The 5,889-nt window shown below is 62.4% G+C and carries 7 protein-coding genes; 2 read left to right on the top strand and 5 right to left on the bottom strand.

The window, feature by feature from the left end; all coding sequences use genetic code 11:
* Positions 1-458: 458 nt before the first annotated feature.
* The gene (locus EN884_RS22470) at positions 459-1,121 is read left to right on the top strand and encodes an outer membrane protein (RefSeq protein ID WP_128360742.1); all 663 of its coding nucleotides are present in this window, start codon (positions 459-461) and stop codon (positions 1,119-1,121) included.
* A 95-nt stretch (positions 1,122-1,216) separates the two neighbouring features.
* On the opposite strand, the gene EN884_RS22465 is transcribed toward EN884_RS22470, so the two are convergent.
* Positions 1,217-1,813, bottom strand: a complete 597-nt coding sequence (locus tag EN884_RS22465; RefSeq protein WP_013532484.1) for a glutathione S-transferase family protein — start codon at positions 1,811-1,813, stop codon at positions 1,217-1,219.
* A gap of 403 nt (positions 1,814-2,216) precedes the next feature.
* Positions 2,217-2,684: a hypothetical protein gene (locus EN884_RS22460; RefSeq protein WP_063167706.1), complete on the bottom strand. Its 468-nt coding sequence runs from the start codon at positions 2,682-2,684 to the stop codon at positions 2,217-2,219.
* Between the two features lie 574 nt (positions 2,685-3,258).
* Between EN884_RS22460 and EN884_RS22450 the strand changes: the two genes are divergently transcribed.
* The gene (locus EN884_RS22450; RefSeq protein WP_013532486.1) at positions 3,259-3,570 is read left to right on the top strand and encodes a transcriptional regulator; all 312 of its coding nucleotides are present in this window, start codon (positions 3,259-3,261) and stop codon (positions 3,568-3,570) included.
* A 21-nt stretch (positions 3,571-3,591) separates the two neighbouring features.
* On the opposite strand, the gene EN884_RS22445 is transcribed toward EN884_RS22450, so the two are convergent.
* The 3 genes from EN884_RS22445 to EN884_RS22435 form a co-directional block, all read right to left on the bottom strand.
* Entirely contained in the window at positions 3,592-4,206 is a 615-nt protein-coding gene (locus tag EN884_RS22445; RefSeq protein WP_013532487.1) for a LysE family translocator, read from the bottom strand.
* 101 nt (positions 4,207-4,307) lie between these two features.
* Complete coding sequence (locus tag EN884_RS22440) at positions 4,308-5,144, bottom strand: DMT family transporter (RefSeq protein WP_013532488.1); 837 nt, start codon at positions 5,142-5,144, stop codon at positions 4,308-4,310.
* On the bottom strand, positions 5,141-5,722 hold the full coding sequence (locus EN884_RS22435; protein ID WP_013532489.1) for a TetR/AcrR family transcriptional regulator: 582 nt from the start codon (positions 5,720-5,722) through the stop codon (positions 5,141-5,143). Before EN884_RS22435 ends, EN884_RS22440 begins: the two co-directional genes overlap by 4 nt.
* Positions 5,723-5,889: the final 167 nt, after the last annotated feature.

Below are 5,889 nucleotides of genomic sequence, written 5' to 3'. Positions count from 1 at the left end.
GCCTGGCCCCGCCCGTCACCAGCGCCGTGACAGTGGCTTTGCTCATATGGTGTCAATCCTCAATTTCGGCCCGAAAAAGCAGTGCCGGCGAAATATGGCCCGGCATGCGTTAAATGGTGTTCGCACCTTGGGCAGCATTGTGGCGAAACGGCCGTTTGGGCATCTTGGCCCGCCCTGGACTCAGGCGTGCCCGACCGCAATATAGGGTGCTGGAGTCCTTGCACCAAGCGGTGTGCAGCGCAGCACCGGATGGTTCCTGCCATTTCGCTGTTGCGAAGATGCAACGTCAAGGTTCTGCCTCATTTGCGCCGGGGAATGACCCAAGTTCAGGTTCGCTTCAGCCGCATTTTGACACGACATTTGGAACCGACGAACGCCAGATCCGTTTCCCCCCCGGACGGGTCGATGGCGATCGTGAGAAACAAGCCTGTGTCCTGTGGCTTAAGGAGTAAAGAACAATGCAAGCCAATCTCAAATTCGCACGGCCGCTGGCCGTTGCGCTCGGGCTCTTCGCCCTCAGCGGAACTGCCTATGCTGCTGACGTGGTTTCGGAAGAGCCGCCGGCACCTGCGCCGATCGCTGAACTTCCCGTCGCTTCGTGGGCCGGCCCCTACGCCGGTCTCAACGTCGGCTATGGCTTCAGCGGCCATACCAAGGAAAAGGATCGGGGTGTTGACAATGTTGACGTCGGCACCAAGGGCTTCGTCGGCAGCGTCTTCGGCGGCTATCAGTGGCAGCAAGAGAACTTCGTCTACGGCGCTGAAGCCGAACTCGGCTACAACGGCGTCAAGGGCGACGATTCTGGCGTCAATTCCAAGGCCGGCTTCGAGGGTTCGTTGCGAGCCCGTCTCGGCTATGCCGTGACCCCCGAAATCCTGCTCTATGGCACCGGCGGTCTCGCCGGAAGAAGCCTGAAGGTCGAAGACGACGTATACGGTTCGGACCGCGCCACGTTGCTCGGCTGGACCGCCGGTCTCGGCACCGACATCAAGCTGACCGACAATGTCTTCGGTCGTGTCGAGTATCGTTACACCGACTTCGGCAGCAAGAGCTTCGATGGCATCGGCAAGGTCAAGGCCACCGACAACCGCGTCACCTTCGGCGTCGGTATGAAGTTCTAAGTCGTTCAAGCCACGACACGAAAAAGCCGGGCCTCGCGCCCGGCTTTTTTTATGCTCGCGTGATTTCCGGGTAAATCTATTCGGGTAATGGGCGGTCAACCGGGAATGCAGGGCTTCAGTTCTGGAAACTTCTCGTCGAAGCGTGCCGCCCACCGCGTCAGCCGGGCGCGACCCTTCTCCCATTTCCCGGCAAAGCGCAGCGCGAGATAGCCAAGGCAGGCGCGCAGCGCCATCTGGCCGGCGGTGATCTTTTTCGGCAGCTTCGGCGGGTTGGCGTTGAGCAGGTCGAGTGCCGCCGTGATCTTCGCCCACTGGCGATCGAGCCAGGGCTGATAGACCATCTCCTCAGGCCGCGTGCGCCGTTCATAGACCATCGACAGCGCACAGTCGCAAATGCCGTCGGCCAATGCCTCCAGCACTTCTGCCTCGAGCCGCTTGTCGGGATTGCGTGGAAAAAGCGCGCTCTTCGACAAACGGTTGAGATGCTGGGTGATGGCGCGACTGTCATGGATGGAGCGACCGTCGTCGAGCACCAGAACCGGAATCTTGCCGAGCGGGTTGGCGATCATCAAGTCGGCCGGCTTCTCCTCGGTCTTGATCGGCACCAGATCGACAGCGATGCCGGCATAGGCTGCCGCCATTCGTACCTTGGAACTGTAGGGAGAAGACGACGCATAGAGCAGTCTGGGCATGATCCGTTTCCTGTTTTGCAGGCCGGCAGTGTTGACCGATCGGGCGCGATCGGGCAATGGCCAGAAGCGGAAAACCCAGCCGCCAGAGCGACGCAGCGGCCAGGGCCGTTTAGCGAGCGCTCCATGAAGACGGTGCTTCATCACCATGGTTGCCGGGATCGCGCGAAGCCGCCAGCCGACTGGCAAGACCGACGAGCCTCGCGCCGATGTTTCATCACCCGCATGAATGACACGAAAAAAGCCCCACCGGACTCCGCCCTATGGCGAAGTCCTGGGAGCTGCGAAAAGATATCCTCCGTCCGCCTCTGTTCTCGCCTTCCGACTGCCTAAACAACGAGCGGGGCGCCCTGTGAGGCACCCGCCCTTGACTGTTTCGGCACCGCCCCCGGCGAGGGAAGCGCGACTACTTCTTGCCGGCCTTCGCGGGCGCTGCCTTCGGCTTGGCCGCAGGTGCCGCTTTCTTCACCGGCGCTGAAGATTTCGCTGCCGCAGCCTTCTTTGCCGGAGCAGCCTTGGCAGCCGGCTTCTTGGCTGGTGCAGCCTTGGCAGCCGGTTTCTTGGCAGGTGCTGCTGCCTTCTTCGCTGCGGGTTTCGCCGCAGCTTTCGCTGCAGGCTTCTTGGCCGGTGCCGCCTTGGCAGCCGGCTTTGCCGCTGCCTTGGCGGGTGCCGCCTTCTTCACTGCCGGTTTCGCCGCAGCTTTCGCTGCCGGCTTCTTGGCCGGTGCTGCTTTTGCCTTGGCCGCCGCGGCCTTCGGCTTGGCAGCGGGTGCTGCTTTCTTCACTGCAGCTGCGACCTTTGCCGTCGCTGCTTTTGCGGGTGCTTTCTTTGCCGGTGCCTTGGACGCCGGCGCTTTGGATGACTGCTTAGCCATGCGATGCCCCTTCCTTTGTGCCGACGGCCGTAATGACCCGGCGCGCTCATGCATATCTGACTCGCGGCTTGCTAGCCAGCGAAGCAATAGACTGATTTTCGCAGCTTAAATTTCGGTTACGATCGGCACATGATCGTGCTGATCGTCGCAGAAATTCACTTCTGATCTTCGACCATTGGCTAGAATGTGTCGCCGACATTCTCCACACTCCGCGGAAGCGCTCCTCTCGTGAAGCTCCGAAGATCAGCGAGCAGCTTTGCGTGTCGATCGTCGGTCGCCGATATCATGACCGCTGCCTCATCGGTGCGATCATCTCGTGCAGGCGGACGATCTATACTGCAATGCGACAGCCGATCGGTGCATCGTCTTGTCAAGCACGAACGCAGATCGGCCTGCTCGTGAATTGACAGATAACTCTACATGGCAGAGTATTCTGTACAGCATGCTGGAGCATTTCAATGTCGATCGCACAGGAGCAAGCGGCGCTGTCGCCGTTCGAGATTGCCAAGACGGTCCGCCACGGCGGCAGCATGGTTGTCGGCGGCCTCCGGCTTGGCTGCGCCGGAGCCAATCGATGAGTGCCGACGAAATCATCCACCAGAGCACTCGGCTCAGGATCATGGCGGCGCTGAGCATGCTGGAAAGGCGGCAAACGCTGGATTTCACCGGGCTGAAAGCCATCGTGGACGTCACCGACGGCAATCTCGGTGCGCATCTCGATACGCTGGCCAGGGCTGGTTATGTCGACATCGAAAAGCTGTTCGTCGGCCGCCGGCCGCAGACGCGCGTCAGGGCGACGACGAGCGGACGGCGCGCGTTCCGCGGCCATGCCGCATTCCTGCGCAAGATCCTCGATCAGGCCGAGGCGGCGGCGCGCAGGAAATAGCGTGATGACTGGGCAATCCGCTCAGCGCGCGGCAACAACGGCAACGCCGGCGCCGATCATCACACCGCCCGCCGCGCGGTTCACCCGGCGTACGATCCTTGGTGTGCGCAACAGGCTGCGGGCGCGACCGGCGAGGACGACATGACCGCCGATCACCACGACCTCGACGGCCACGATCACCATCATCAGCACACCGAGATGACCTGCGTCGAGCGATGCGCCGACGACGCTAGGCAACAGCGCAATGTAGAACAACGGCATTTTCGGATTGCCAAGATTGAGCGCGATGCCGGTGGCAAAAATCATCAACAGCCCTCGCCGTCCTGAGATGGGCTGCAGTTCGGGAATGACGGGCGCCGCCATCCACAGCCTGATGCCCGTCCAGACCAGATAGGCCGCTCCACCATAGCGAAGCACCGTCATGACGATCGCCATCTTGGCGGCGACGATCGACAGGCCGAAGGCGGCGAGGATCAGGAAGATGAGGATGCCGACCACGGTGCCGGCACCGTAGGCGATGCCCGACGCGGCGCCATTGGAGATTGTGCGCGCGACGATCGTCATGTTGTCCGGACCCGGGCTGGCAGCGAACACGAAGAAGGCGGCCGCAAAGGCAAGCGAGGTCGCGAGATCCATGAAAACTCCCGAGGGTAATGCCGCTCTCGGGAGTCCAGACTAGCCGGTTTACCTGTCGGCGCCATCAGGAAAATCGAGAAACTGCGCGATGCGCATTTCCGTCACGGCTGATAGCCGAGGCAGATGGCGCCGAGCGCGACGATGGCGCAGGCGCCGACCCGCCGCGGCGTCAGCACCTCGCCGAGGAACAGACGTCCGATGAAGGCCGCGAAGACGACGCTGGTTTCGCGGATCGCGGTGATCGGACCGGCCGGTCCGAGCGCGAAGGCCGCGACCACGACACCGTAGGCCAGAAGTGCAAACAGGCCGCCGCCCAGCGCCTTCCAGGTTTCCGGCGCACCCAGGTCGACTGTGAGCCGGCCACGGCAGGCGACGAAGGCCGCCGGCAGCAACGCGCCGTAGATCACCAGCACCCATGCGGTATAGGCACCGGCGTTTCCCGCCGCCCGAACGCCGAGCGCATCGACCGTCGCATAGGCGGCGATGATCGCTCCCGTTGCCAGCGCATAGAGTATCGATGTCGTGGCGGCCCTGCCCCTTCCGAGAGAAAGGCCCATGATGCCGCCCGCGACCAGCGCGACACCGATGGTCTGCGGCAGAGTGAGCTGCTGGTTGGCCAGGAAGAACTCGCCGAGCGTGACGAGCAGCGGCACGCTGCCGCGAACGATCGGATAGACCTGTCCCAGCTCGCCATATCTGTAGGCGGCCACCAGAAACAAACTGTAGCCAACCTGCAGGCAGGCCGAGAGCACAATGTAGGACCAGGCCGGCGCGGCCGGAAGGGCGTGGAAGAAGGCTAAGGGGATGGCGAGCGCCGTACTGGAAAAGCTCATGACGGTGACGGTCCACAACCTGTCGGCCCCCGTGCGCAGGAACGCGTTCCAGGTTGCGTGCAGGATCGCCGCAAACAATGCGAGCCCGATGACCAGCGGGCTCATTGGGACTTACGCGAAGCAGCGACGATGCCCATGGCCGCCTTGCGGGCGTCGCGAATGGCGGCGTCGGCCGGCCCCATCTGCGCCAGCAAGGTCGCACCTTCGATCAGCATAAGCAGTGTCGCCGCCACGCTTTCGGCGCGGCCGCGCGGCATCATCTCTTCGAGGATAGACCGCATGCGCCGCTTGAGGCCGTTCTTCTGCCTGACAACGGCCTTGAAAACCGGATGCCCGGGATCGCCGAACTCGGCCAATGCATGTGCGAACAGACAGCCATGGAAATCGGCGCTGCGGAACCAGAGTGCATGCCAGTCAAAAATCCTTCCGATTTTCTGTTCCGGCGGAATGCCCTCCTGGGCGAGCCGGTCGAGCTGGCGGTCGAAACGCATAGCGCGATAGTCGAGCACCTCGACGATCAATTCGTCCTTGCTGGGGAAGTGGCGATACATCGTCATCTTGGCCACATCGGCTTCGGCGATGATCCGGTCGATACCCGTCGCATGGAAGCCGGCGCGCTTGAACAGCACGTAGGCCGTTTCAACGACGTGCTGGCGCTTATCGGAAACGGGCGATGGTGTCATGGCGCATACCGAGTGGTGAGACAGGTCTGTCTCATACATATGCGACGGATCGCGCCAGCTGTCAACGCGGCACGAAAAACGCCTGCAGCCGATCAAGCCACAGGCGCGAAAGAGATTGGAAGGGGAAACCGGGTTTAGCGCAGAATGCGGCAGCGGCCGTTGTAGAC

The sequence above is a fragment of the Mesorhizobium sp. M7A.F.Ca.AU.001.01.1.1 genome (assembly GCF_004022735.1).
Taxonomy (GTDB): domain Bacteria; phylum Pseudomonadota; class Alphaproteobacteria; order Rhizobiales; family Rhizobiaceae; genus Mesorhizobium; species Mesorhizobium ciceri.
This window is presented reverse-complemented; position numbering and strand designations above follow the sequence as displayed.